This is a genomic window from Nostoc sp. CALU 546 (assembly GCF_048836525.1).
The window spans coordinates 14,074-36,519 of sequence record NZ_JAWJTF010000097.1 but is presented as its reverse complement, the minus strand read 5'-3'; the positions used below and the strand labels follow the sequence as shown (position 1 = coordinate 36,519).

Genomic DNA, 22,446 nt, shown 5'->3' with positions numbered 1-22,446 from the left:
AATCAGAACATATAATAAGAAGTCTGTATTGAGATTATTAGTTGTTGGTATTTCTGTTGTGTTAGTCAATATTTGGGTTTATCTTCTTTGGTTTAAGATTAGTCGAAAACGAAAGGGTAGGCGATTAATTTATCGTAACCTTTTCTGTCTTAAACAAATGTTAGCTTTTCTACGTCAAGTTGTTGAGCGCAAATATGGAAGTGTTAAAGGTATTTATATTCCATCGGGTTAGCAATCGTTAAAAGTTGCTTAACTATAAGTAAAAGTAATTTATCCCAGCCTACGGGTTAAGATAGTTTCGCAGAAAATGTATCTCAAGTTACAAAATATTGGCGATCGCTCTCTTGGAAAAAACTTTGCGATTTACTGACAGTCGTCTCACTACTAAACCGGCTTTTCAAAACTGAAACTTCAAAAATGCCTTTTTGGGTAGATTGTTTGTCGTAATAATCTTCTCGATACAAACCCAACATCACAGCAGCCTCCTGTTCAAATCCTCCCGATTCCCGAAAATCAGCTTTGGTTGGACGCTTTTCGGAACGAGAATCAACTTCTCTTTTTAACTGTGCTAAACCCAAGACAGCACATGTCATCCATAATTTTTTTGTTCTTTAACGTTCGAGACAGGGGTCGCTGAATTCTTAATTAAATCGAAAAAACCGTCAAGTCTGAGTACAATTTGATTAGACATAGGTAGGCGTGATCTTCCATGACTCCAGCAACCGATATTCGTAGAAGAGCGATCGAACTGATTGAGCATTTGTCAGAAGAGCGGTTAACTGCGGTAGTTCAATTATTAGAGTTTCTGTCTGAACCCTCTAAGTTTGCTGCATCCAATCCGATTGAGTTAGCCCTGGTTGAAGTCATCCAACGTTGCCTGGCTCCTAATGAGCAGAAACGATTAGAAGAGTTACGCAAACGCGGTGAGTGGGGGGAACTCACCGACATGGAACATGAAGAATTGATTACTTATGAGGATCAGCTAGAACAGTGGAGGGTAGAACGTCTGGAAGCTCTCATGGAATTAGCAAGGCTAAGGAATATGGATTTGCTGACCTTGAATCGGGAATTTGTGTCGGAATCTCAGTTATTCCATGCCGTTTGAATCTGAGAGAGTATCTGCTGCAATGCGACGAACAGTAGCCAGCAGAGCCAAAAATCTCTGTGAATATTGCCGATGTCCAGAAGAATTTTCTCCTGACAGCTTCACTATAGAACACATCAAACCCCGTCAGGCAGGTGGAGAAACGATTGTAGAAAATTTAGCTTGGTCTTGTTATGGCTGTAATGGTCGAAAGCATACCAAAACCAGCCATTGCGATCCAGAAACAAAACTTGAGGTGGGACTGTTTCATCCTCGTCAGCAGCTTTGGTCAGAGCATTTCACCTGGAACGATGATTTTACACAGGTTATTGGTAAAACTTCCTGTGGTCGAGCAACAGTGTCAGCTCTGCAATTAAATCGGGTTGGAGTCGTTAACTTGCGTCGCCTTTTGACCTCGGCGGGACTGCATCCACCGCCATAAATATGTTGGTAGTGGTAAATATCTAGCGATCGCCAGTCGCAAGCAGAGGCTAAAAATGCTTTTAAAAACCTCAAACTAGGAAAATTGAGGACTTAAATTTTTACTTGGGTTGCCACAATGGAGTTGTATCAAGATTTTCAGCAGCAGATACGGCATTTCTAACCTACGTCGGTACGGTTTACACCCCTTCGATTTTTGTAAAGGCATCGTAACATTTATTTATATAAAACAATATTTGCTTAACTTAGCAAACTCAAATAAAAGCTATGAACCAACCCATTGAATTATCTTTAGAACAAGAATTCAGCCTTAGAACTTTCGCGGATCTTGTGCAGCAAATGTCCCGTGAACAAGCTCAAGAGTTTTTGCAGATGCTGTACAAGCAGATGATGATAAGGGAAACGACTTATCAAGAATTGCTCAAACATCAGTGGGAACTTGATTCCGGTTCAATCTTGGGCTAAAACAAACTTGTTCCGGTCATCTTTAAGCGAGTCAGAAGATAACGAACACAAAATTGTCTTTTTCAAGGGCAAGGCAATAGAGATTATTTGCTCCAAACTGGAAAACTGCTTGCATAACCGACTCACAGTAACAGTTTTGATGGAACAGTGAACTACTGTTACCTACACCGCCACCAACCAATCGCACACCACAGACCTACACTCGTCTGCAAACTTAACCCAAATCTGCCACTGCCCAAGGTATGCATTCCAGTAAGGCTCACCATCAGCAACACCAATAGAAGAGCCAACTTTTGAGATTAACTCGCTGTAGAACGAGCCAGCGCTATTTAGCCCAAGCTGCATTTTCACCATCAGCCCTTTCCATCCAAGAATCGCGATATTTTCTGGGGTATGTGGTGCTGTGTCACTGAGTGGTGTTGCTCTTACTATATTATTAGTGCCTGACACCACTTCAGAATTGTGGGATACGGATAGTGATGTTGTGTCAGTTACTGGTGTAGTTGTACTTGTATTATTACTGACTGACACCGACTCACTAAGAAACACTTCATCTCGATTTAACCACTGCCCAAAAATCGAATCACGCTGATCATCAGGGGCAACAAACCGATAAACGCACTCCCGGTTTTCACGCTTACCCAAGCGACCGATGTAATCCAGTTTCAAATCAATCTTCGCAAGTAACTTCTGTGCGATCGCTATGGAAGTAAGTTTTTCTGAGATACTGACATTCAAGTAATTCTTGATAACGTGCCGATGCTTTACAGCCAGGGCTTTAAACTCCACCATCTTCTCGTCACTGCCACGTAGCTGAACATCTGGTGTAAGAAACTGCAACAGATTGAGATTTTCCAGTAACAGTACAGCAGGTAATAGTTGTCCCTTGTTAAAATCCGGTTTCCAAATCGAATTCTCTCCTGCCTCTAACTGCGCTGCCGCCCGTTTAGTATCACGGTTGGTCAGAAACTCTCGCCCCAGCGTCAAATAATAGTGCATCCGCAGTTGGGGATACCAGCCATCGTCATCTTTTTCGACAAGCTCAGGGGTTACGTCAATTTCGTAGCGACGGGATAATTCCGCTTTGCGTTGCTGGTGTCGCTCGGTTTTCGTTTTCGCCCTTGTGTCTTGCAGCTTCTTGAGTTCGGCATCAGAGACGGTTGGAGAATCCGCGATCGCCTGACACTCAGCAGTATACAATTCTTGACTTGCCGCTTTAACCGACTCGATTACTGCGCCAGTCTCATCATCGTCGGCATCGTCGGCATCGATAATGGTGTAACCATCCTCGACCAAACCCGCAAGCACAGACTCTCGATAACGCCTCATCTCAACGTTAATAACAGAACCACGCTTACCCCAAGTCTGTAAAGATTCGGGCTGAAAATTCTGGTCAACGTAGCTGTAATCATCATTATCCGCCGCAGACAACAGCGCAATGTTAGCCTGTGTTGCGACGTGTTGACTTCTGAGTAACCCTCCTATCGTTGTAGAACCATTGCCCACAACTGACATCCCCCACTCTCTCACCCAAACATGACGGTCAACAGTTTCCCGTAATCTCGCCAACATCTGCCGCACAGAGTTAACAGGCTGTACTCCCTGAAAAATTCCCCAAACACCATCAAAATGTCCTCTAATGTCGATGGATACCCCAGTTTCAAGACTTGGAGAGGCGATAACCAAATCATACTGGGTGAGAATTTCGTTCAGGTGAGCGATACAACCGAAAGCTGCATGAGAGGGGTCAGCAACAGATTCACTGTCAATTCTCAGGATTCGCAGGTGAGGGAACTTGCGACGAAAGCGTTCCTCCAATGCTTGCGTCCCCCATTTGGACTTGGCTTTCTGAGCAGAGCAGCACAATAGATGATGCCCCCCTTTGGAAATGGCTTTATCCAACGCCGCGATAAGATTCTTTGGGTTACTGCCAGAGTAGTTGTAACAGTTGCCAGAAACGGGCTGATAATTGTTGACGATGACAAAGGGGTTAACCCGATATTCTCCGGCAAGAGAAAGAACGTATTTTACATCGGTATCTGATACGTCCGCAGACGAGAGGTAAATCTTTCCGTATTCACTGCCCAAAACATTCTGTACCAGTTGTTTGAGGTTTTTGAGAACAGATACCCGACGTTTTTGCACTTCAGTACCAGAGTTGAGCAAATGCCAGAAAACTTGGTCACATTCATCAATAATAATCACATCATTCGCCCAGTCATTAGGGTTGAATCGCGCCTGACTTTCTTGATGCAGCGAATCCACACACACCCCGTATCCCAACAATGTGCCTGTTTCTGAGGTGTGGACTTCAGTAACATAGTTAACACCGAAGCGATTGCACAGTGCCTCACCCAGTTGAATGCGATGGGTGATTATTAATACCCGTCTCCCAAGGTCATGTGCTTTCGCCACCTCAGTAGCCAGCCATTCGGTTTTACCAGTGCCTTTGGGGGCTTTGAGGATAATCAGCTTTTCACCTTCCGGGACGAGAAGCTGTCCGAGGAATCTTTGGTTGAGTGCGATCGCTGGCGGGTAAGTTAGCAGAGTAAACAGCTTAATCTCCCACAACTCCAGTGCAACGGCTGTATTGTAGAGTGCGTCAAATGCTGGTTGACCATGAGCAACGATAAAATCATCAACCCCTTTCTCTGCCCCTAACGGTAAATCAATCACTTGCAGCGAACAACCTTCATTTACCAGCAGCCGTCCCATACGACTGATGGCGGTTCTAACACGCTGGACTGTTTCAGGTTTGTTGTCCTGGTCAAAGCAGATGTTAACCTGTCTCCCCTGTGTTGCAAAATGCTTCAAGTCGGGAATCAGAGAGGGTTTACCACAGGCAGTACCGTACTCATCATGGGGTGTGCGGTATCCAGCGTTAACGCCAGGAATTGCGATCGCAGCATAACCAGCAGTCAGTAAGCAAGCAAGCAGCTTTCTTGACACCTTCGACGATTGTGACTGGGACATTGTGCCTCCAAACCCAATGCCAAAAACCCCCAGGATGCTGTAGGTCTTCTTCTGTGATAGGGATGCCGCAACGTAGGGACACTTTTACCCAGATGCGATTCGGGACTAAGAGGAAAAAAGCGCGTGTTTCTTCTCTGCAAGGATGCTCGTACTTGATGAACTTGTGGATCTTTTGGCGATCGCGTCGGGGGTGGTCGGGTTTGAAACAGCCCCACATCATCTGTGCGTAGTTGTTGAGGGGGTCAACGCCATTGCACCACCAACCGCCTAGTTCAATGTGCTGGTATTTTTTCAAGTCTCTGTCTCTAAGTCGTCCATCGTTGCGACGGGAGATTTTGGGACTGTAGAGCAAGTATTCGTAAGGTGTTGTGCCGGAGAGCGAACGCACATTCAGAGCAATGATTTCTTCGTCAACTCCGCTGCCTCGCCATTCAGTTAAATGTTTGAAGTGAGAATCAGATTCGATTATACGCATATTTCCTCTGTTTTTTGACGCATGGAAATGAAGCGGCATTGCACCCATGCCGCCGGTTAAAATTAAAGTGAAGAGCTTGTGCTGGCTATGAAATCCTCAATAGCCAGCTACAGCGTTATCTCTCGCCTCTGGTGTGCGGTCGAAATGTGAGATTAATTCGGGTGCTAACTACTTTGTTGGTTTTGGGGACTTGGTGCAGATGAGTAGACTGGCAACCAGGGTGCATCACAAGCAAACTGCCGTGTTCCAGCCAGAAGTCAGTGAATTTGCCATTTCTCGGTTTGATTTGGAATTTGCGACATGAACCCAGGCTTACCGATGCGATAGCTGGATTTATACCCATTGATTGCTCATTGTCGGAGTGCCAGCCAATCGAATCCTGTCCACGGCGGTACTGATTTCCGATGACGATACGGAATTTGTAACCAGTCAACGCGGTGATTTTGTCCCGTAAGTTAGACAGAGCTTCTGTCCAAGCTAGGGGTTTCAAAAACACGCTATTGGAGTAAAGGTAATCACATCCGGCATCACCATAAATACACTCCAGACGGGGCACTGGCATTGTTTTACCCGCGATCCTGATTTGATTCTGTTGCCACTCCAGTTCCAAGCAGTGTTGGTAGACTGAGTTGGCAAGTTGCTGACTCAAGAAATCGGGATAGTAGGTGATAGGTAAAACTGGGGCTGATTCAGTAAACAAATTGAGTTGTTGCATAGTACTTTTCTCCAAATAAAGAAAGTATTCTGAAAACAATTGCTGTTAGTTTTGGTTGATGGAGAAGACTTCATGTTTCTTGAGATACCTGTTCCCAATACTCAACAACAAAATCGTGGGCTTGCTGTAATACTTGAGGGAGTAAAAATAAGGGGACTTCCCAAGCCGCAATTACACTACCAGCGAAACATTCTGCAAGTTCAACCCGAATACATTCTGGTAAATTGCTCTCTAAAAACTTGAGCGAATGATCTTCGTTATCTGGTAGTTGAACAAAAAAATAATCATCGTGCATGATAGAAGCAACTAGACCGTATTTTTCTGCCAAGGTTTTTCGTAGAGTGTTCATAATTGTTGTTGAGTTAGGTAGGGAATTATTGAGAGATAACTTTTACTATTTCGGGCAACCACCGTAGTTGAAAAACAGTTTGGTTTGAGGATTTGGCGACTGCGGGAACCATGCGACCCCACTGCTTACCTGATTCAGTAGGACGATAGGGAATTTTCTTGTCATTTGTTCTGTATTGCAGTCCCGAATTTAGTAAGCAGTGGTTAACAGCCCGTGCAGACATTCCTACTACCTCACCAATTTGTGTTGGGTTGAGAAATGCGTCCTCTGCAACATTGGTTTGAGCGATGGCAGTTTTTAATTCATCTGCTGCTGGCTTAAGTGCGGGGTTAACTCTGGTGGCGGCATTAACTGCTAACTGGGCAGTGAGGGATTTGTCTAGTCCAGCAAATTCCCCCAACATCATTGCTAACTGTGCGGCTTCGTGAGCGATGGTTGTTTTTGGTTGGTAGTTCTGATGAGTTTCTGCTTCGTGGGTTTTGATAGCGAAATAACTTTGGGCTGCTGCGATTTCTGGTTTTCGTGGATCTCCGTTCATTGCTACCAAATAACAGGCATAGCGAGAAAGGCGATAGTCACTGGGTACATTTCTTGTATAAAGCCCTGCGTCGGTAAAGTGATTTTGTACTGAGAATCCAGTGTTTTGACAACCAATTTTGGCTCGGTCGATAGTATCTACAAAACGCTCCCACTTTTTATAACCAAGCAGTTCCATCAATTCTCTAGCTAACCAGTGTTCATTGCCGTTGTCATCTAGGTGACGAATTGTGTTAAACGGGCTACTGTTATGATTGCTTTGGTGACTTATCAAGTTAGATATCATAATCGTCTCCTTCAAAACTGCTTAAACATTTACTCGCAGCAAACTTTTCTCACCAACTAATGAGAAACGATTCGATATAGTCGGTGTCTTAATTAACGTTGGTGACATCAATTCAACAAGGTAAAACCAAGAATTATGCACCAGCGCAATCCCCAAAACCAGCCGTTGCTTTGTTCCTTTGTCGTGAGAGCAGAGGATTACTCTTTCGCCCAAAACGAAAGCAGGTTTTTGCACCTTGATGGCTTCTAATTCCCCAGTCCCGATGATTTGGTTTTGTGTGGCGTGGAGTATTTCTTTTCCGCAATCAATTGAATAAATCCAACATTCGTGTTTCCATTGCATACCACAGCAGTAACCAAATGTTCTTGTTGTGCGGAGGAAAACTCTCTCCAGCAAATTAACTGCAACAGGCGGAATTGTTTGTCCCCAAGGCGGGGAGAGATACCAACTTGTTTGAAGCGTGTTAATGTGGTCAATCATGCTTTTCTTCCTAATAAGTAATTAATGGCTTCGGTATCGAGAGCAGCAATGCGTTTTTTAATTGATTGTGGTGGGTTCTCAAAAAAATGTTTGAGATGAGAAATTCTGACTTGATAATGTTTGGCAGAACGTTTAGTAGCTTTGAGCCATCCTCTTCCTACCCATCTAGATACAGTTGAGAAATTCAATTTCAGAACTTGGGCAATTTCTTTACAAGAATAGTTATCAAGAGTAGGACGGGCTGAATAACCTAAGCTATTTAACTTCAGATAAATTGCAACTGGTGTGCGATAAAATCCTCGTCTTTTTAAGCTTGAGGCTATTTGTTTGACTGTATAGACTTCAGCTTTCGCCTCAATAATTGCGAGTTCCTCATCAGTCCATTTGATACTCATAATCTCACCTACCCTATTGATGCAGATTTAGCATCAGATTGTACAAGGACAATCTGAGCGCTCATAGATTCAAAGTCAACTTGAAAAATGTTCATGTCTGTGGACATTTCCCCAGTGTTATAGCGGTCTACTATGTGCTGCTTGATTACGGATTCATCAAGTCCATCAGGAATATTTAGGTGTGCTTCGCTTGTGATCTTTTCGACTACTGTGACTATGACTTTCATGATTTTTATTCCCATTTAATTAATTCAGGATTCAGAAATAAAACTTCTTCTGAATCCTGACTTCTGATTTACACTGCTCCTACTTTTGCCTCTTGCACCTGTTTCATCCATGCGTTGATTACCGTTAATTCATCCGCACCGCTAACAACAGCATCAACAACTTGGTTTTGATAAGAAGATTCAGCATGATTGGGATATTCACACTTGTCTGCTGCCCAAGCCAAACACATTGTTTTGATTAGTTCATTAATCTTGCTAATATCAAGTAGACTTGGGCGGTCAACATCCTGAAATTGCAACCACTCTTTGACTAAATCAAGCGGATAATCAAGCAAGGTACGAATTATTAAACTTGTACCAGATGTAAGATTCTCCATCTACTTCCCCTTGGTTGACAAATAAGTAGATGGGTTCTGGAGGGTTGCATAAACCTAGTTTTATTTCAGTAACCACATTCACCTCGATTAATGTTTCATTGATTAGTGTTTCGTGTGCAATAATGGGAATTCTGTAGCGGGAGAAAAACTTCCGTGCGTTCATCTGAATAAGCGGCACTCATTCAGGTGAACGCTTTTGTATTAATTAGAAAGCAGTTAGTTGGAGGGTTAAAGGGGAAAGGGTAAGGGGCAAAGGATAGAGAATGAAAGACTTTTCTCAATACAGTACAGAGCAAGCATTTTTAAATATGGATGTTTCCTTTCCCCTTTAACCCTTACCCTTTTCCCCCTCTTGATTGCGCTCTAGTTCCCATTGCAAATAAGTCAGCGCAGTTTGAGCATCGGCAATGTTTAAATCAGGTTGATATCCCAACTCCAGTAGTTGTCTATAGTTTGGGTGCGTAGCAATAAGGGATATCAGGGTTTGGGCTTGTTCAACTAAATAGTGCAGATTTGGGTTAGACATTTCGATGCCCAGTCGTGAACATAAATCCTCTGCCTTTACACCGAATGTTCCTGGCTCAATCTCCGTCGCTAACTCTTCAAGCAGAGATTGGAAATTCGGATGTTCATCGTTGATTTCAATCTCAAATAAATCTGCACTCTTTGTAACGACAGTTGCCCAATTGGGTAAAGTCTGTGGAATGGTTTTAGCGTAAAGTTTCATAATTGGTTCCTCTTCGATTAAGAGCTAAAAATCCTCGGCAATCTCCAACAAGAAACCGCGTCCCGTATTCTGTACTTGCACCAGTTCTCTATCCAGCAGGGTTTGAATGACTGAATCGGAGAATTGGAATTGCAAACGGTGCAATGGAACACAGCCACGGCAAAGCTGAAGTAAACGCAGCAAGTGCTTGGCTCTAGCCTCAAAGTTATCTGTAGACTTAGCCATTGTTTGCACCTTGAGTTAATACAGTTAACTGTCGGTTGAGAATGCTTATCTGTTGTTGATAAAAGTCAATCTCTGCGGTAATTTGCTGGAATAATTCTTCTGGCGTGAGCGGTTGGATTTGATCCTCTTTCAAGTACGATATTTCATCAGAATTCTTGTTAGGCATCAGTGCATAGCGCCAACCATCATCAAATTGTTCAGCTAACTCTGTACCAGAGGGATAGTAATAAAGTCCCAAAATAATGCCCTGTTGTGTACGCTGTTCTAAGGGAAAGCGAGGGTAGCCCCAGTGTTGGGGGATTGATATTGTGGATTGCATTGATTTAATGGGGGATTGGTGAATAAGCGAATAGTTGATGAGCGATCGCTAAGGAGTAGATGTAGAGCAATCGCTCTCGTCTGTGCGAGAATTACGCCGCTACCAACTCCCGGCTTTCTGCAACTGGCGCATACTCCCGTAACAGTTCCCAATCAAGGGCAGTCAGCATCTCAAATGGTCGGTCTAGCAATTCTTCACAGTTAGTCGGTTCTGCATGGGGTAGTGTATCCACCATCGACAGCGATCGCACTGCATCATAGACCGAGTTAGAATACTGCTGCTGCCCTGAACAGCCCAGAATTACCCACCAGTTACCGTCAGTGCATCCGACTTGCCCCAGTTTCACGCCGTTGTTGTTGTAAATGCCATCATTGAGAATTTCAAACCCGTAATTCTGGCACTCGTTGAAGATATGCGCCATGATTCGGTTTTCGGTCGTGGGGGGTGTTGCTTCTTTCTCCTGCACAGGTAATGAGCCGTCTTTGTAGTGAGTGCAGATGAAGCGATCGCAACGCATTGGGGTATTGGCACGAAATACTTCTTTGTTGTTGACCACGACTACCCAGCGTTGCGTTAAGTGGTTGTCGTCATAGGTAATGCTGGCTACCAGTTTGTCATCAGCATAATATTCGTGATGGTCAAAAGAGATTTCGACTATTGTCAGTGGTTCGGGAGCTATGGCTTGGGCTTGGTCAGCGATGAAGTGGTCGAGTTCGGCTTGGGCGAGGGCTTGGTTGTCGGTGACTTTGTGAGTTTGGGTGGATTGGTGGGTGATAATTGCGTTTATCCAGGTGTCAGCCGCTCTTTTGTCCGCTGTGGGTGTAACGCCGAGTTCGGCAGCGATTCTTTTGAGACGGGGGAGGTTATAGCGGGAAAGGGCTTGCTGTGTATACCTTACATGAGTCATAATGGAGTTTCCTTATTATTAGGGACAGAGAAAGCGCTTCAGATTGGTAGTCGAGGGCGCTTTCTCTTTATCTTTTACTATTATGCGCTAATTTTTTAGCGCTGTCAAGAATATTTTAGCTGTTAGCGCTAATATGTTAGCGTGTATATTACAAAGGAAGCGCTAAAAAGTTATGGTTTATATGGAGGATATTAATTTATGGGAGCTGCCATTTGTGGCACTTGAAGACAGAAACTCATTGCCGGATGAGCCTTGTGTTTACTTGGCAATCGATAAAGATAACTCAGTGCTGTACGTGGGTATGTCAGACAATTTAAGGCAGAAATGGAAAAGCCATCCTAAGCTAGAAGCCTTAAGTCGTCTTGAAGGCGTTAAAATCTCGTACATTAGAACCGAAGCTGAATTACTCAGAAAGCTAGAAAATGCCCTAATCAAAGTTTTCAAACCTCCGTTGAACTTAACGGAAGCACCCAAAAAAGGCATTGCAGCTTTAAGGGAAAAAATTGGATTAACTCAAAAGCAACTAGGTGATTTAGTTGGAGTTGATACTTCGACAATCAGAAATTGGGAATATGGCAAAGGCTCAGAAACTTTCGCAAAAGTAGCAAGACTTTGTAAAGTACTGGAATGTGATATTGAAGATTTGTTTGAGGAAGAAGCAGTGTGATGATTGAACCTGCTGAAGAACCTCTTTTTGCTCTAACCTCTGTCTCATTTTATAAGCGATGCCTGCGGTGGGTTACGCCTACGCATTTACCATCTACATTCAAAAGCTATGTTGCGATTGACTTTGAGCAAATACCATTGAGCTAGAGGAGGTGGAATCATGCCTAAACCACCTTCCAGACGCAACAAAGCCACCCCTGCCGCATCTGATGACAGCACATTACCAAATGACCTTGCAGAAGAGGATATCTTCCCTCAAGAAAACCCGGCCTTAGCAACAATTGACGTTACTGCTGTTGAAGTACCAGAATTAACCGAGCAGGAGCAGAGCGATCGCCTGCACTTGGAGCGTAGGGTAGAACGAGCGTTCTTTGAAGCAGGGAAGGCATTGACTGAATTACGCGATCGCAGATTATATCGTTCCACGCACAAAACTTTTGAGGAATACTGCCGCGATCGCTTTGGTCATAGTCGTCGCCAGTCTTATCTTTTAATGGATGCAGCTGTTGTTTTTGATAATTTACTTGAAAAATGTGATCCATTGGATCACATTTTGCCAACTAACGAACGTCAAGTCCGACCAATGACAAAGCTTGAACCTGAACAACAGCAAGAAGTGTGGGTAAAAGCGGTGGAGCAGGCAGGGGGTAAAGTGCCACCAGCTAGAATCGTTAAAAACGTAGTGCAGCAAATAATGGAGCGTACCCAAGTACCAAATACTTACCAGTTAGGCGAAGTATGCCAAATCCTTGCAAAGGATAACCCCGAACTCAGAGGCAAGGGCGGATGCTGGGGGATAGTCAACTACGTAGGTGAATTCAGTTGCACCGTCAAAACCTGGGATGGCGAGTATACAGTTGGGTTACAGCATCTGAAGTCTTTCAACTATTTGCCTGCGGAGTGTGAGCAGATGCAGGTGATTTGCGATCGCATCAGTCGAGTGTATTCGAGTGGGCTGGAGGAGTCGGTGCAGAAGTTTTTGGAGATGCTGGGGAAGCTGAATCGGGCTTATTTGACGGATTTGGAAGAGAAATTGTTGAGTCTCTTAGAGTCGGAAATTAAACATAAGGAAGCCTGGGGATAAGGCAGGAATTTATGTGAACAATTAAGTTATCGTCAATAAAGTCTGCTGTTCAAGCCGAGTTTATAAATCTACAATTTCGTATCAATTACTACTTTTCCCACGGCTGCTGATTGTTCAGGATATAACTGTGACAGAATTTCACATATATGATAAGCAGCATCTAGATAGTAGGCACAGGGAATTAGTAATTGCTTAAAATTAGTACAATCCCTAGTTTTTATAAAGGATGAGGCAATTCGTGGAAGATACCAGTTACGCTCAGTAAGAATTGTGTTTGCTGTGCTTACAGCTTCTTCACCTAATCCTGCTAATACTTGGATGACAGCAATCACTTGAAGTGCTTTTCCTTGTTCTCGTTCATTTTTGATCTTCTCTTTAGCTTTAAGAGCAGCAGTTAGAGTTGTTTTGAGTTGTTTCTTGTCTTGTTTGTTGAACTGTTCCAAGGCGATCGCTGAAAAAGCTCTCATCTGCTCCCATGCGTCCTCAATTTCATCTACAATCTTCAGAGCAGTTGGAATCTCATTTGCCTGTGCAAGTGCTGCCACTACTGTGGATAAGTTTTCATCTCGTTGGTTTCCACTTTCTCGTGCAAACTTTAATAACTTGCTGAAGGTTGCTTGTGCGGCATCATTATTTCTAAAAGATTCTAGTACAGCTTTTGTGCATATAATGTTTATCCTTCTACCTTCCACATAACGTTGTCCTTCAAAATGAGATATTAGATTTTCGGAGCCATTATAAAGAGTTATTTCTGCTTCTTCCCATTGTCCAATTTCTGCCTGCAATTTGGCTATAAATTCTACAACTTCGGCTCTAGTCCAAGAAAGTTCTATTTTCTGAGCAGTTTGACAAGCAACAGAAAAATCTTTAATCCTTGCTTGAGCTTGAGCTATTGCTTTGAAGCTGTCAACACGCTCCTTTTGTAACTCAATTTTATGTGCAGTTTCAATCGCTTTATCAAAAATTGTTTTTGCTTCATCTCTTCTTTCTGTTTTTGCGAATGCTTCTGCAACTAACGCTAAAGCAATTGCTAGCTGAGTTGGGTTATTAATCTTTTGAGCAATCTCATAAGAAATACTAGCAGTATCTTTATCTACTTGCTTCGATGTGACTTTGTAAGATTCTTTTACTATGCCTGCTGACGCAATTGCTTGCAAAAATACAGGCTCAAATGGTTGATTTCCCTGTACCATTTGCAGAGGAATAGCAAAGGTTTCTCGTGCTGCTGAATCTTTACCTTCTTCTGCTTGTGCTTGCGCTATAATTCCTTGAATTGTTGCCCGTCTGTGGTAATTATTAATCTTAGCAGCAAAGCTTAGTGCTGTACTATATTGTTTTTTATCTGCATACAAATATGCAATTTGACATAAAGCATCTATTTTGTCTATTTCAGTTATGAAATCTTTAGAAACACACAATCTATACTCAAGTTGTATTAATTTCTCAGCTTGGTTATCCTGAACACTAACTTCTTCACCAAACTGAATTTCAGCTTTGATCTCTTTTTCTAAATATTCTAAACTACACCGATATTCTTCTGGATCGCTAAATTTTTCTGCTATTTCAGCATATACATTAAAAGTTATTAACACTCCTATATAACCTAGTTCCATTTGTGTTTTTCTTATCAAGACTATTGTATCCAACCAATCCCAATAGCTTAGAGAGGATTTTCGGCTAACTTCTAATGCTTTGTTAAAAGTAGCTGCTGTCTTTATATTAGATATCTCTGCTTGTGCCTTTGCTATATCTAGCAAAAGTGATATTTTATGTATGTCTAAACTTAGATTTAATGCAGTAGCAAAAGCCTTTATCAATGAAGAATTAGTATTAAATACTATAAGGTATCTACACAGATGACGACGAAAATAATCGTTTAATAATTTGTATTCTAAATTCTTACACAGATTATCACTTACTTCAAAAACATGAGCAAGAAAGTATGCTGCAAAATTACCTTGCCAGTCAATATCTCCTCTCATCTCAAAGCGTGGTAATTTTTTTTGTTCTAAATACTTGAGTATTGTTTGTGCTTCTTCTAATCTATGTTGACTCTTTAGTTCCCACACTAGTAATAGATGCCATAATATTTGGCGCTGTACTTCATAAAATTTTGCAAGTTTTAAAGCTCGTTCTAAACCTCCTTGTCGTAGGGCTTCAAGTGGAGATTCTTGCATCTTTACCTGCTCTATCCACTGTGCATGTTTTAGCATAAACTCTGCCATCAAACCTGCGTTCTCCTCCTCCGCAGCACAGGATAAAGCTAACTGTAAAGTCTTCAGTAACAAGTCAGGTTCATCTGGTAACTGTTTTAATTGAATATCTGCAAAGGTTTGATCTCGTGCTAATATGTATAAACTCTTATGTTTTTTTGCACTTTTTAAGTGTTCTGCATAATACTGTAAAGCATATAAACTATGATGTTCTTGCCAAGAAGCACAAAAAGTCAGCAATTTCTTTCGGTAACATTGAAGAAGTTCATCTGTGTAAATTTCAGTAGTTATGTAGTCACGCAGACGAGGGTGAATTAGAGCATAGCCTTTTATATCATCGCCTGCTATCCATCGCCGTATTGGGGAAATAATTTTATTAAATAAATTCCTTTTTTCTCGAGATACTAAGCGAGGATTAATAGCTTCTAAATCAACGCGAGAAATTGCACCCAAAACTATAGTCAAAGTGGCGAATAAGTCTTTTAATGGCTCATTGTTGTCTTCTGATGCTTCAATTTCCTGCCACCACTTATATAAATAGTCTTTCAACCCTTTTGGTTGAGTTGCAATATTATCAGGAGTCAAACGGCCATCTGCTGCATCCTCTGCTAACCAGCGCACGTAAAATGGATCTGCTCCCAAGCTTGGTTCTTCCTGGTAAGCTGAAACCCGCATAACTTCATCAAGGAGCATAGGATTATCAGCAAAGATTGTTGCTTTTTTTCCTGCTTCCTGCATAACTTGCATTACATCATTGCGTGTCAGTCCCGCCAGTACTAAATGCTCTATTTGACCCTTTGGCAAATCGTAATCAGCAGCCCAATCTTGTCCTACATCTCGCACTGTTAGAATAATATGCAGATTTTCGGGCAGCCGACGAGAAAGATAAGGAACAAGCTTCCAGTTTGTCACCTCATCGAGTCCGTCAATTACCAGTACATGAATATGCTCAAGTGGTTTATCAAAGAAATAATGGTACTGTGCTTGCAAATCGGGCAGCTTTTCTGGCAATGTATCAGTACAGTTGTGCCACTGCGCCATTTGCTCAACTACATTTCTTAAAAAGCCTTCCTCTGTAACACTACTGGAGTTTTCATAAGGGGCAAAGAAATGGTAAGCCAATGTTTCAGGTGCTTCGCTTACCAACTTTGCCATTAAAGAAGTCTTGCCAAAGCCATGGCGGAAACTGGACAGCCTTGGATAGATAGAGGAGAAGCCAAGAAAATTGTCAATCAAATCCTGCCAACAACAGGCCATCAACAAACACTTTTTAATAATCTCCTTAACGAAGGATTATTGTCTGAGGATTTGGTTTATATTTATTCAAACGAAGATGATTCAGAGCCTCAGCATATTGATACTGTAAAATTTCCCTATGAGAAATTTAGCGACCATCTTATAGTTCGCTACCTATTAAACAAACATCTTGATAAGAATAATCCAGTTGCTTCATTTAATCCCAATCAACCACTAGGAAAAATGCTGGCTAATGATTGGGAAACATGGCGCTACAGTGGTTGGATTGAAGCTCTTAGTATCCAATTACCAGAACAAATTGGGCAAGAATTAGTAGAATTAGCTCCACAGGGAAACGTAGGGGATGTTGTGCAGCGTGCCTTTCTTCAAAGTATTATCTGGCGTAACCCTACTAAGGTAACTAATATAACCAAAGACTATCTCAATGAGATATTTAGTCAAGAGGGTTGCGAAGAAGCTGTGTACAATTTACTACTGACAGTTGCGGCAGATCCAGCCCATCCCTTCAACGCTAAATTCCTTCATAACCACCTTCTGAGCCTTGAAATGCCTGAGCGTGACGAATGGTGGTCTATCTATCTGTCTTCGCAATATGAAGAACGTGGCTCTGTTGACCGTTTACTGGAATGGGCATGGGAAGCTGAAAAAACACATATTTCTGATGAAGCGATTGAACTATGTGCTGTTGCGTTGGTATGGTTTTTAACTACCTCTCATCGTTATGTTCGTGATCGCGCAACTAAAGCCCTAGTTTCAATGCTTTACCTAAGACCTCAAGTTTTGGTACAGGTAATTGAGCGATTTATTAACGTTAATGACCTCTATGTATGGGAACGCCTTTGTGCTGTAGCTTACGGTGTGGCTATGCTCAGTGATAAGGCTAGTGGAGTGCAAGAACTGGCTGGTAAAGTTTACGAATGGGTATTTAAGAACGGCACACCACCAGCACACATACTTTTACGTGATTATGCTCGTGGAGTTATCGAAGTTGCAAAGCATCGTGGAATCCTTCCGCAAAGTGTAGATATTGAGCGCTGTCGCCCACCATACCAAACTCCTTGGCTTGTTGATATTCCTACCAAGGAAGAATTAGAACCTTACGGTGAAACTTGGGAAGGTATGGATGACCGTGACTGGTCGCAGTGGGGTTTATATAATTCAGTAATGGGACATGGAGATTTTGCAAGATATGTTATAGGTACAAATCATGGCGATTTTGAATGGTCTTCCTGTCGTTTGGGAGAGCTAGGTAGGAAGCAAATACTTGCAACTAGGCAGCAAAAGTATAATGAATTTATAGACTCTTTGACGAAAAAACAAAAAAATTCATGGGAAAGATACGAGAAAATACAGTCATCTGTTAGACTCTGTAAACGTCTAGATACAGCTAAACAGATTGAATATTTTCAAGCAGAGTTTTCTTCTGATAAATTAAACAGCATACTTATAAGTGAACAAAACAGATTTTTGAGAACATTAGGTAAGAAAAAGAAAGAAAACTTCAATAAATTTGTTTTACCTCACATCCAAGATTCAAAAGGAAATGAATTCCGGTTTGATTTATCACTTGTCCAATCTTGGATTCTAAAGATAGTTTTTGATTTCGGTTGGACAGTTGATAGATTTGGGCAGTTTGAACGCACGCTAGATCGTTACAGTTATGGTGAAAGAAAAACCCCAGAAAGAATAAGTAAAAAATATCAATGGATAGCCTATCATCAGTTTCTAGCTTATGTTGCCGATAATTTTGAATTTATTGGTAGTTCTTCATTAAATGAATCTCCTCAACAATACGATGGCCCTTGGCAGCTAGGTTCTGGTACACGGGATATTGACCCTTCACTTTTAGTACGCCAATTATCAGAACAGGAAGTCCAAGAAAAAACATCTGTATGGTGGCAACCAGTCCCATACATTTTTGATCACGCTGATAAACAAGAGCAAATTAATTGGATAACACAAGAAAGTGATTCTCCTAATCCATGCCAGCTAATTGAAGTAACTCGACCAAGTGATGGTACAGTTTGGCTTTCCCTCGAAGGACACTATCGATGGACTGAAGAAGGCCCCATTGAAGAAGAACCTTATCATAGTTTGCGACGAGATATGTGGTTTCAGTTACGAAGCTATATAGTTCATCAAGAGGACAAGAGTAAGATATTGCAATGGTTCAGTGATAAAAATTTTATGGGAAGATGGATGCCAGAGTCAGAGCAGATGCTTGATGTTTTTGTTGGTGAGTTTCCTTGGGCTTCATCATGTAGAGCATTAAATAATGACCAGGATTGGATTAGTCATAGTAAATTTGAAGATGACTTACCAGGTGCTAGTGTTGTAACAACAACCGAGTATTTACGTGAAATTTCTACATTCGATTGTTCAATTGATGGCACTATTTCAGCTTTGATGCCATCTGCTTGGCTAATTAAAAACATGCGAATCCGATGGTCAGGTGGCAGATTTAATTTTGTAGATTCTGTAAATGAGCTTGTAGCGTTTAACCCATTAGTTGAAGAAGCAGGATCAAGTGCGTGTTTAATTTCAAAAGAAAAACTTATTAGGTTTTTAGCTGAAAATGGACTTGATATAATCTGGACTGTATTAGGAGAACGTCAACTAATTGGTGGGAATCATCAGGAGTGGTATGGGAGATTGGAGTTATCAGGAGTTTATCACCTGAATGAAGGCATAGTAACAGGAGAACGATTAAAGTCATGGCATCAAACTCTTAACAATGATTAGATTTAATTAATAATTATTATTATAATCAGTACATTGGTACTAAATTAACTACTATTTTTCTAATTCAGAAGTTTATATTGTTTATTTATATGTAAAGCACGATGTTAAGTTTAAAAGATTTTAAAATATTAAGTAGTGAAAATCTTCAAGAAGCTAAAGATGCTATATATCGAGCTACATGGTCTCCTAATGGAAAATATATCGCTGCTGCTTCTAGTATTGGAGATATCTATTTATGGAGCTTAGAAAGTGGAAAGATTATCCAAACTATAAAATGCTTTAATGAACGGATTTTAAGCATAGCATGGTCTCCTAATGGAAAATATATTGCAATAGGAGGTAGTACTAGGATTATACAAATCTGGAATATTAAACAGGATAGATTAGAGCAAAGATTAATTGGACATTCTGACTGGATTCGGGATATAGCATGGTCTCCTAATGGAAAACAGATAGTGTCATGTTCCAGCGATCAAGGTGTGTGGCTTTGGGCGACAGAAACTGGACAACCTTTGTGTCGATTTGAAGGACATACAAACTGGGTTAAAGGAGTAGCCTGGTCTCCAGATGGTCAATTTATTGTTTCTGGTGCTGATGATGGAACTGTTCGGCTATGGGATACTAAAGGTTTAAATTGTATAAATATTCTTACTAATAAAGATTCTTTTGGCTCAATTTATAGTGTAGATTGGTCTAATAATTCTTTATTTATAGCTGTAGCATCTTCTGATAAAACTATAAAGATTTGGGATGGGAAAACATACAAGCATATTATTACACTTGAAGGGCATATAACTGCAATAAGTAATATTTGCTTTTCTAAAAATAATAAACTTCTTGCTTCAATTTCAGTAGATGGGATTATTCGACTTTGGGACTGTAATTTCTGGAAAGAGATTGCAAGTATATCAGGCTCAGTACATAGTTCTCAAAGCTGGCCATCAGTTTTAGCTTTTCATCCAAACTCACTTTTTTTAGCTACTCCAGTTCAAGAAGGTGCTGCAATAAATATTTTGACTTTAGAACATCAGACTACAGAAAGTTCTTCCGATTTACTAAATAGTAAAGCTTCTTCTCAAGAAAGTATTGTTTATTATATTAATGCTAAAGCTGTTTTACTTGGGGAAAGTGGAGTTGGTAAATCAGGGCTAGGTATTCGTCTTGCAGAAAAAGAATTCCGCAAGACTGAATCAACTCATGGAGCGCAGTTTTGGCAATTTCCCGTTGCTCAAAAATCAATTTTAGATGAAAATCAGGAAAATATAAATGCAGAATTAACTCTTTGGGACTTAGCAGGACAGCCTGACTATCATTTAGTTCATCAGCTTTTTTTAGACGATACCGATGTAGCTCTTTTATTATTTGACTGCTCTAATACAGCCGAGCCTTTTCGAGGAATACCTTACTGGGCAAAGGTTTTGAAAAAAATAGCTCCAACCAATGCCCTTAAATATTTAATTTCTGCTCGTTGTGATGTTAGTCCTGTTACAGTAGACCAACGCGAAATTAATCAATTTATAGGTGAGTATGGTTTAGATGGCTACTTCCGAAGTTCCGCCAAAACTGGGGAGGGAGTAGAACAGTTATTACAGCAAATTATTGCAGCAATTCCTTGGGATAAACTGCCTCGTACTACAACACCAAGGCTATTTCAAGTAATCCGTGAGTTTTTACTAGAGCGCAAAGAAGCAGAAGATACATTAATATTAGTAGAACGCGTGACACAGGAGGTTGATCTGCGTTACATAGAACGCTCACCTACCCAAGCAGAGATTGATACAGTAATCAGTTTGTTACAAGCACGGGGGTTGGTTTACCGTCTGGCTCCTACCCCAAATATGCAAATGGTTTTGCTGCGGCCTGAATTGATCAACCAATATGCTTCCTCTATTATCAAAGCTGCTCGTAATCACCCAGAGGGGATTGGCTCAATTCTTGAGCGAGATGTAGTTTGCGCCAATTTTTCTTTTGATGGATTTTCAAGGGAAGAGCGTTTACCTCTGATAGAAGAAAAATTAGTATTAGAATCAACTGTCGAGCTATTTATCAGTTATAACTTAGCTTTTCGAGAGTTAGGGCGACTAATCTTTCCTAGCCACTTTAATGTATTACATCGGTTTGTTGATAAGCTTCATCCGCCAACGGAAGTTACTTATGAGTTTTCAGGTAGTATCGAAGCAATTTATGCGTCTCTGGTCGTCTGCCTCAGTTATACCAAAGACTTTCAACGAGAAAACCTTTGGAAGTATGCAGCCGAGTTTTCGCGGAATGAACATCGTCTCGGCTTTGCTATGAAACAAGTATCAGAAGGCACTGGGGAACTAGAGATTTACTTTTATCCTGGAGTTAGTGACTTTGACCGGGTTACATTTATCCGTTTTATTACCAATCACTTGCACATTAAAGGCATTAATGTGCAAGAACGCATTCGCCTCTACTGTTCCAATGCTGAATGCGGCAAAGAAGTTACAAATAGAGAAGCGATTGAAATACGTGTAAAGGCTGGAAAGCTAGAAATTCCCTGCCAGTACTGCGACACAAATGTACTGATTCCTCGCAGTATAGAGGAAAAATACCGCAGTGACAGAGCGTATACTGAAAAACAACAAGAACTAAGGACTACAGTAGAAAAACGAACTGAAGCAGAAGTTAACGCATTCTACCATGATAAAGAAATATACATGAACAATGCAGACAAGCAAATACGCATTCTCCACCTATCCGATATTCATTTAGGGACTACAGCGCAAGCACAACGCTACTTTACGCAACTGGCTACCGACCTGACCCAAAATCTTAACGTAAAACAGCTTAACTACTTGGTAATTTCCGGTGATATCGCCAATCGTTCAACACAAGAGGAATACGATGCAGCTTTTGAACTGGTTGATAAACTGGTCAAACGTTACGGGCTTGACCCTAGCCGCATTGTTATAGTTCCTGGAAACCATGATATCAATTGGGAATTATCAGAAATTGCTTATCCCTTTGTACCCAAGCGAAAACTGCCTAATCCCTTACCAGAAGGAAAATATATTGATGCAGGTAGTGCAGGTGCATTAATTTGTGATGAGAATGAGTATAAAAAACGGTTTGATTACTTTAGCGATCGCTTCTATAAAAAAATTTATAGTAAATACTATCCCCAAGAATACGACCAGCAAGCAATTATTCACCTCTGCGCGGAAGATAAAATTCTCTTTCTAGGGCTTAATTCCTGTTGGGAAATCGATCATGAGTACAAAGATCGGGCTGGTATCCATCCCAATGCGATCGCTAATGCCCTAGACCAAATTCTTACAGGAAACTACGATGACTGGCTGAAGATCGCTGTTTGGCATCACCCTGTTCATAGTTCTGAGTCAATGAAAAATACGGCTTTTCTAGAACAGTTAGCAGTTAATGGTTTCCAAGTTGGGATTCACGGACACATCCATGAAGCAAAGCGTCGTGTGCGATTCGTTGTTTAGTGAATCACGGTAACCAGTCCGTACATAACTAA

The 22,446-nt window shown here is 41.3% G+C and carries 23 protein-coding genes and 1 pseudogene; 9 read left to right on the top strand and 15 right to left on the bottom strand.

Annotated features, from left to right (window positions below; all coding sequences use genetic code 11):
- Positions 1–232, top strand: a pseudogene (locus tag RRG12_RS33070) (ISH3 family transposase); the annotation flags it as partial.
- Positions 233–314: 82 nt separating this feature from the next.
- Here the strand turns inward: RRG12_RS33070 and RRG12_RS33065 are convergent.
- Positions 315–593 (bottom strand): DnaB-like helicase C-terminal domain-containing protein, encoded by a 279-nt coding sequence (locus RRG12_RS33065; protein ID WP_420762131.1) that lies wholly within the window; start codon positions 591–593, stop codon positions 315–317.
- 116 nt (positions 594–709) lie between these two features.
- Between RRG12_RS33065 and RRG12_RS33060 the strand changes: the two genes are divergently transcribed.
- From RRG12_RS33060 to RRG12_RS33050, 3 genes are all read left to right on the top strand, one after another.
- The gene (locus tag RRG12_RS33060) at positions 710–1,105 is read left to right on the top strand and encodes a hypothetical protein (protein WP_420762130.1); all 396 of its coding nucleotides are present in this window, start codon (positions 710–712) and stop codon (positions 1,103–1,105) included.
- Positions 1,095–1,526, top strand: coding sequence for an HNH endonuclease (locus tag RRG12_RS33055; protein WP_420762129.1), 432 nt, complete (start codon positions 1,095–1,097; stop codon positions 1,524–1,526). The genes RRG12_RS33060 and RRG12_RS33055 overlap by 11 nt, the downstream gene beginning before the upstream one ends.
- Positions 1,527–1,792: 266 nt before the next feature.
- The gene (locus tag RRG12_RS33050; protein ID WP_420762128.1) at positions 1,793–1,990 is read left to right on the top strand and encodes an NblA/ycf18 family protein; all 198 of its coding nucleotides are present in this window, start codon (positions 1,793–1,795) and stop codon (positions 1,988–1,990) included.
- Positions 1,991–2,152: 162 nt separating this feature from the next.
- Here the strand turns inward: RRG12_RS33050 and RRG12_RS33045 are convergent, their stop codons facing one another.
- The 13 genes from RRG12_RS33045 to RRG12_RS32985 all read right to left on the bottom strand — a co-directional run bounded on the left by RRG12_RS33045 (position 2,153) and on the right by RRG12_RS32985 (position 10,982).
- Positions 2,153–4,963 carry a plasmid replication protein, CyRepA1 family gene (locus RRG12_RS33045; protein ID WP_420762127.1) on the bottom strand — a complete coding sequence of 937 codons (2,811 nt, stop codon included), beginning with the start codon at positions 4,961–4,963 and terminating at the stop codon, positions 2,153–2,155.
- Complete coding sequence (locus RRG12_RS33040; RefSeq protein ID WP_420762126.1) at positions 4,872–5,438, bottom strand: DUF3854 domain-containing protein; 567 nt, start codon at positions 5,436–5,438, stop codon at positions 4,872–4,874. Before RRG12_RS33040 ends, RRG12_RS33045 begins: the two co-directional genes overlap by 92 nt.
- 115 nt (positions 5,439–5,553) lie before the next feature.
- Positions 5,554–6,153 carry an alpha-ketoglutarate-dependent dioxygenase AlkB family protein gene (locus RRG12_RS33035; RefSeq protein WP_420762125.1) on the bottom strand — a complete coding sequence of 200 codons (600 nt, stop codon included), beginning with the start codon at positions 6,151–6,153 and terminating at the stop codon, positions 5,554–5,556.
- 70 nt (positions 6,154–6,223) lie between these two features.
- Entirely contained in the window at positions 6,224–6,502 is a 279-nt protein-coding gene (locus RRG12_RS33030; RefSeq protein WP_420762124.1) for a hypothetical protein, read from the bottom strand.
- Positions 6,503–6,527: 25 nt separating this feature from the next.
- On the bottom strand, positions 6,528–7,325 hold the full coding sequence (locus RRG12_RS33025) for a BRO family protein (protein WP_420762123.1): 798 nt from the start codon (positions 7,323–7,325) through the stop codon (positions 6,528–6,530).
- A gap of 21 nt (positions 7,326–7,346) precedes the next feature.
- Complete coding sequence (locus RRG12_RS33020) at positions 7,347–7,805, bottom strand: DUF1392 domain-containing protein (RefSeq protein ID WP_420762122.1); 459 nt, start codon at positions 7,803–7,805, stop codon at positions 7,347–7,349.
- Positions 7,802–8,200, bottom strand: coding sequence for a hypothetical protein (locus RRG12_RS33015; protein WP_420762121.1), 399 nt, complete (start codon positions 8,198–8,200; stop codon positions 7,802–7,804). The genes RRG12_RS33020 and RRG12_RS33015 overlap by 4 nt, the downstream gene beginning before the upstream one ends.
- A gap of 8 nt (positions 8,201–8,208) precedes the next feature.
- The gene (locus tag RRG12_RS33010; RefSeq protein ID WP_420762120.1) at positions 8,209–8,427 is read right to left on the bottom strand and encodes a hypothetical protein; all 219 of its coding nucleotides are present in this window, start codon (positions 8,425–8,427) and stop codon (positions 8,209–8,211) included.
- A 68-nt stretch (positions 8,428–8,495) separates the two neighbouring features.
- Entirely contained in the window at positions 8,496–8,804 is a 309-nt protein-coding gene (locus RRG12_RS33005) for a hypothetical protein (RefSeq protein ID WP_420762119.1), read from the bottom strand.
- A gap of 328 nt (positions 8,805–9,132) precedes the next feature.
- Positions 9,133–9,531, bottom strand: a complete 399-nt coding sequence (locus RRG12_RS33000) for a hypothetical protein (protein ID WP_420762118.1) — start codon at positions 9,529–9,531, stop codon at positions 9,133–9,135.
- Between the two features lie 24 nt (positions 9,532–9,555).
- Complete coding sequence (locus RRG12_RS32995; RefSeq protein ID WP_420762117.1) at positions 9,556–9,756, bottom strand: hypothetical protein; 201 nt, start codon at positions 9,754–9,756, stop codon at positions 9,556–9,558.
- Positions 9,749–10,075 carry a hypothetical protein gene (locus tag RRG12_RS32990; protein ID WP_420762116.1) on the bottom strand — a complete coding sequence of 109 codons (327 nt, stop codon included), beginning with the start codon at positions 10,073–10,075 and terminating at the stop codon, positions 9,749–9,751. Before RRG12_RS32990 ends, RRG12_RS32995 begins: the two co-directional genes overlap by 8 nt.
- 91 nt (positions 10,076–10,166) lie before the next feature.
- A complete protein-coding gene (locus tag RRG12_RS32985) occupies positions 10,167–10,982 on the bottom strand; it encodes a hypothetical protein (RefSeq protein WP_420762115.1) in 816 nt (271 codons plus the stop codon).
- 214 nt (positions 10,983–11,196) lie between these two features.
- Here RRG12_RS32985 and RRG12_RS32980 point away from each other — a divergent pair, with 214 nt between their 5' ends.
- Entirely contained in the window at positions 11,197–11,649 is a 453-nt protein-coding gene (locus RRG12_RS32980) for a helix-turn-helix domain-containing protein (RefSeq protein ID WP_225912893.1), read from the top strand.
- Between the two features lie 159 nt (positions 11,650–11,808).
- Positions 11,809–12,732, top strand: coding sequence for a hypothetical protein (locus RRG12_RS32975; protein ID WP_420762114.1), 924 nt, complete (start codon positions 11,809–11,811; stop codon positions 12,730–12,732).
- Positions 12,733–12,800: 68 nt separating this feature from the next.
- Here the strand turns inward: RRG12_RS32975 and RRG12_RS32970 are convergent, their stop codons facing one another.
- Entirely contained in the window at positions 12,801–15,683 is a 2,883-nt protein-coding gene (locus tag RRG12_RS32970; RefSeq protein ID WP_420762113.1) for a hypothetical protein, read from the bottom strand.
- A gap of 167 nt (positions 15,684–15,850) precedes the next feature.
- Between RRG12_RS32970 and RRG12_RS32965 the strand changes: the two genes are divergently transcribed.
- The 3 genes from RRG12_RS32965 (at position 15,851) to RRG12_RS32955 (ending at position 22,414) form a co-directional block, all read left to right on the top strand.
- On the top strand, positions 15,851–16,024 hold the full coding sequence (locus RRG12_RS32965) for a hypothetical protein (RefSeq protein WP_420762112.1): 174 nt from the start codon (positions 15,851–15,853) through the stop codon (positions 16,022–16,024).
- Between the two features lie 97 nt (positions 16,025–16,121).
- Positions 16,122–18,944: a hypothetical protein gene (locus RRG12_RS32960; RefSeq protein WP_420762111.1), complete on the top strand. Its 2,823-nt coding sequence runs from the start codon at positions 16,122–16,124 to the stop codon at positions 18,942–18,944.
- Between the two features lie 101 nt (positions 18,945–19,045).
- Positions 19,046–22,414 (top strand): metallophosphoesterase, encoded by a 3,369-nt coding sequence (locus tag RRG12_RS32955; protein ID WP_420762110.1) that lies wholly within the window; start codon positions 19,046–19,048, stop codon positions 22,412–22,414.
- Positions 22,415–22,446 lie beyond the last annotated feature (32 nt).

Coding starts and splice junctions, on each gene's coding strand:
- RRG12_RS33065 (WP_420762131.1), bottom strand. CDS start 593: ATGACATGTGCTGTCTTGGGTTTAGCACAGTTAAAAAGAGAAGTTGAT.
- RRG12_RS33060 (WP_420762130.1), top strand. CDS start 710: ATGACTCCAGCAACCGATATTCGTAGAAGAGCGATCGAACTGATTGAG.
- RRG12_RS33055 (WP_420762129.1), top strand. CDS start 1,095: ATGCCGTTTGAATCTGAGAGAGTATCTGCTGCAATGCGACGAACAGTA.
- RRG12_RS33050 (WP_420762128.1), top strand. CDS start 1,793: ATGAACCAACCCATTGAATTATCTTTAGAACAAGAATTCAGCCTTAGA.
- RRG12_RS33045 (WP_420762127.1), bottom strand. CDS start 4,963: ATGTCCCAGTCACAATCGTCGAAGGTGTCAAGAAAGCTGCTTGCTTGC.
- RRG12_RS33040 (WP_420762126.1), bottom strand. CDS start 5,438: ATGCGTATAATCGAATCTGATTCTCACTTCAAACATTTAACTGAATGG.
- RRG12_RS33035 (WP_420762125.1), bottom strand. CDS start 6,153: ATGCAACAACTCAATTTGTTTACTGAATCAGCCCCAGTTTTACCTATC.
- RRG12_RS33030 (WP_420762124.1), bottom strand. CDS start 6,502: ATGAACACTCTACGAAAAACCTTGGCAGAAAAATACGGTCTAGTTGCT.
- RRG12_RS33025 (WP_420762123.1), bottom strand. CDS start 7,325: ATGATATCTAACTTGATAAGTCACCAAAGCAATCATAACAGTAGCCCG.
- RRG12_RS33020 (WP_420762122.1), bottom strand. CDS start 7,805: ATGATTGACCACATTAACACGCTTCAAACAAGTTGGTATCTCTCCCCG.
- RRG12_RS33015 (WP_420762121.1), bottom strand. CDS start 8,200: ATGAGTATCAAATGGACTGATGAGGAACTCGCAATTATTGAGGCGAAA.
- RRG12_RS33010 (WP_420762120.1), bottom strand. CDS start 8,427: ATGAAAGTCATAGTCACAGTAGTCGAAAAGATCACAAGCGAAGCACAC.
- RRG12_RS33005 (WP_420762119.1), bottom strand. CDS start 8,804: ATGGAGAATCTTACATCTGGTACAAGTTTAATAATTCGTACCTTGCTT.
- RRG12_RS33000 (WP_420762118.1), bottom strand. CDS start 9,531: ATGAAACTTTACGCTAAAACCATTCCACAGACTTTACCCAATTGGGCA.
- RRG12_RS32995 (WP_420762117.1), bottom strand. CDS start 9,756: ATGGCTAAGTCTACAGATAACTTTGAGGCTAGAGCCAAGCACTTGCTG.
- RRG12_RS32990 (WP_420762116.1), bottom strand. CDS start 10,075: ATGCAATCCACAATATCAATCCCCCAACACTGGGGCTACCCTCGCTTT.
- RRG12_RS32985 (WP_420762115.1), bottom strand. CDS start 10,982: ATGACTCATGTAAGGTATACACAGCAAGCCCTTTCCCGCTATAACCTC.
- RRG12_RS32975 (WP_420762114.1), top strand. CDS start 11,809: ATGCCTAAACCACCTTCCAGACGCAACAAAGCCACCCCTGCCGCATCT.
- RRG12_RS32970 (WP_420762113.1), bottom strand. CDS start 15,683: ATGCAGGAAGCAGGAAAAAAAGCAACAATCTTTGCTGATAATCCTATG.
- RRG12_RS32960 (WP_420762111.1), top strand. CDS start 16,122: ATGGCGGAAACTGGACAGCCTTGGATAGATAGAGGAGAAGCCAAGAAA.
- RRG12_RS32955 (WP_420762110.1), top strand. CDS start 19,046: ATGTTAAGTTTAAAAGATTTTAAAATATTAAGTAGTGAAAATCTTCAA.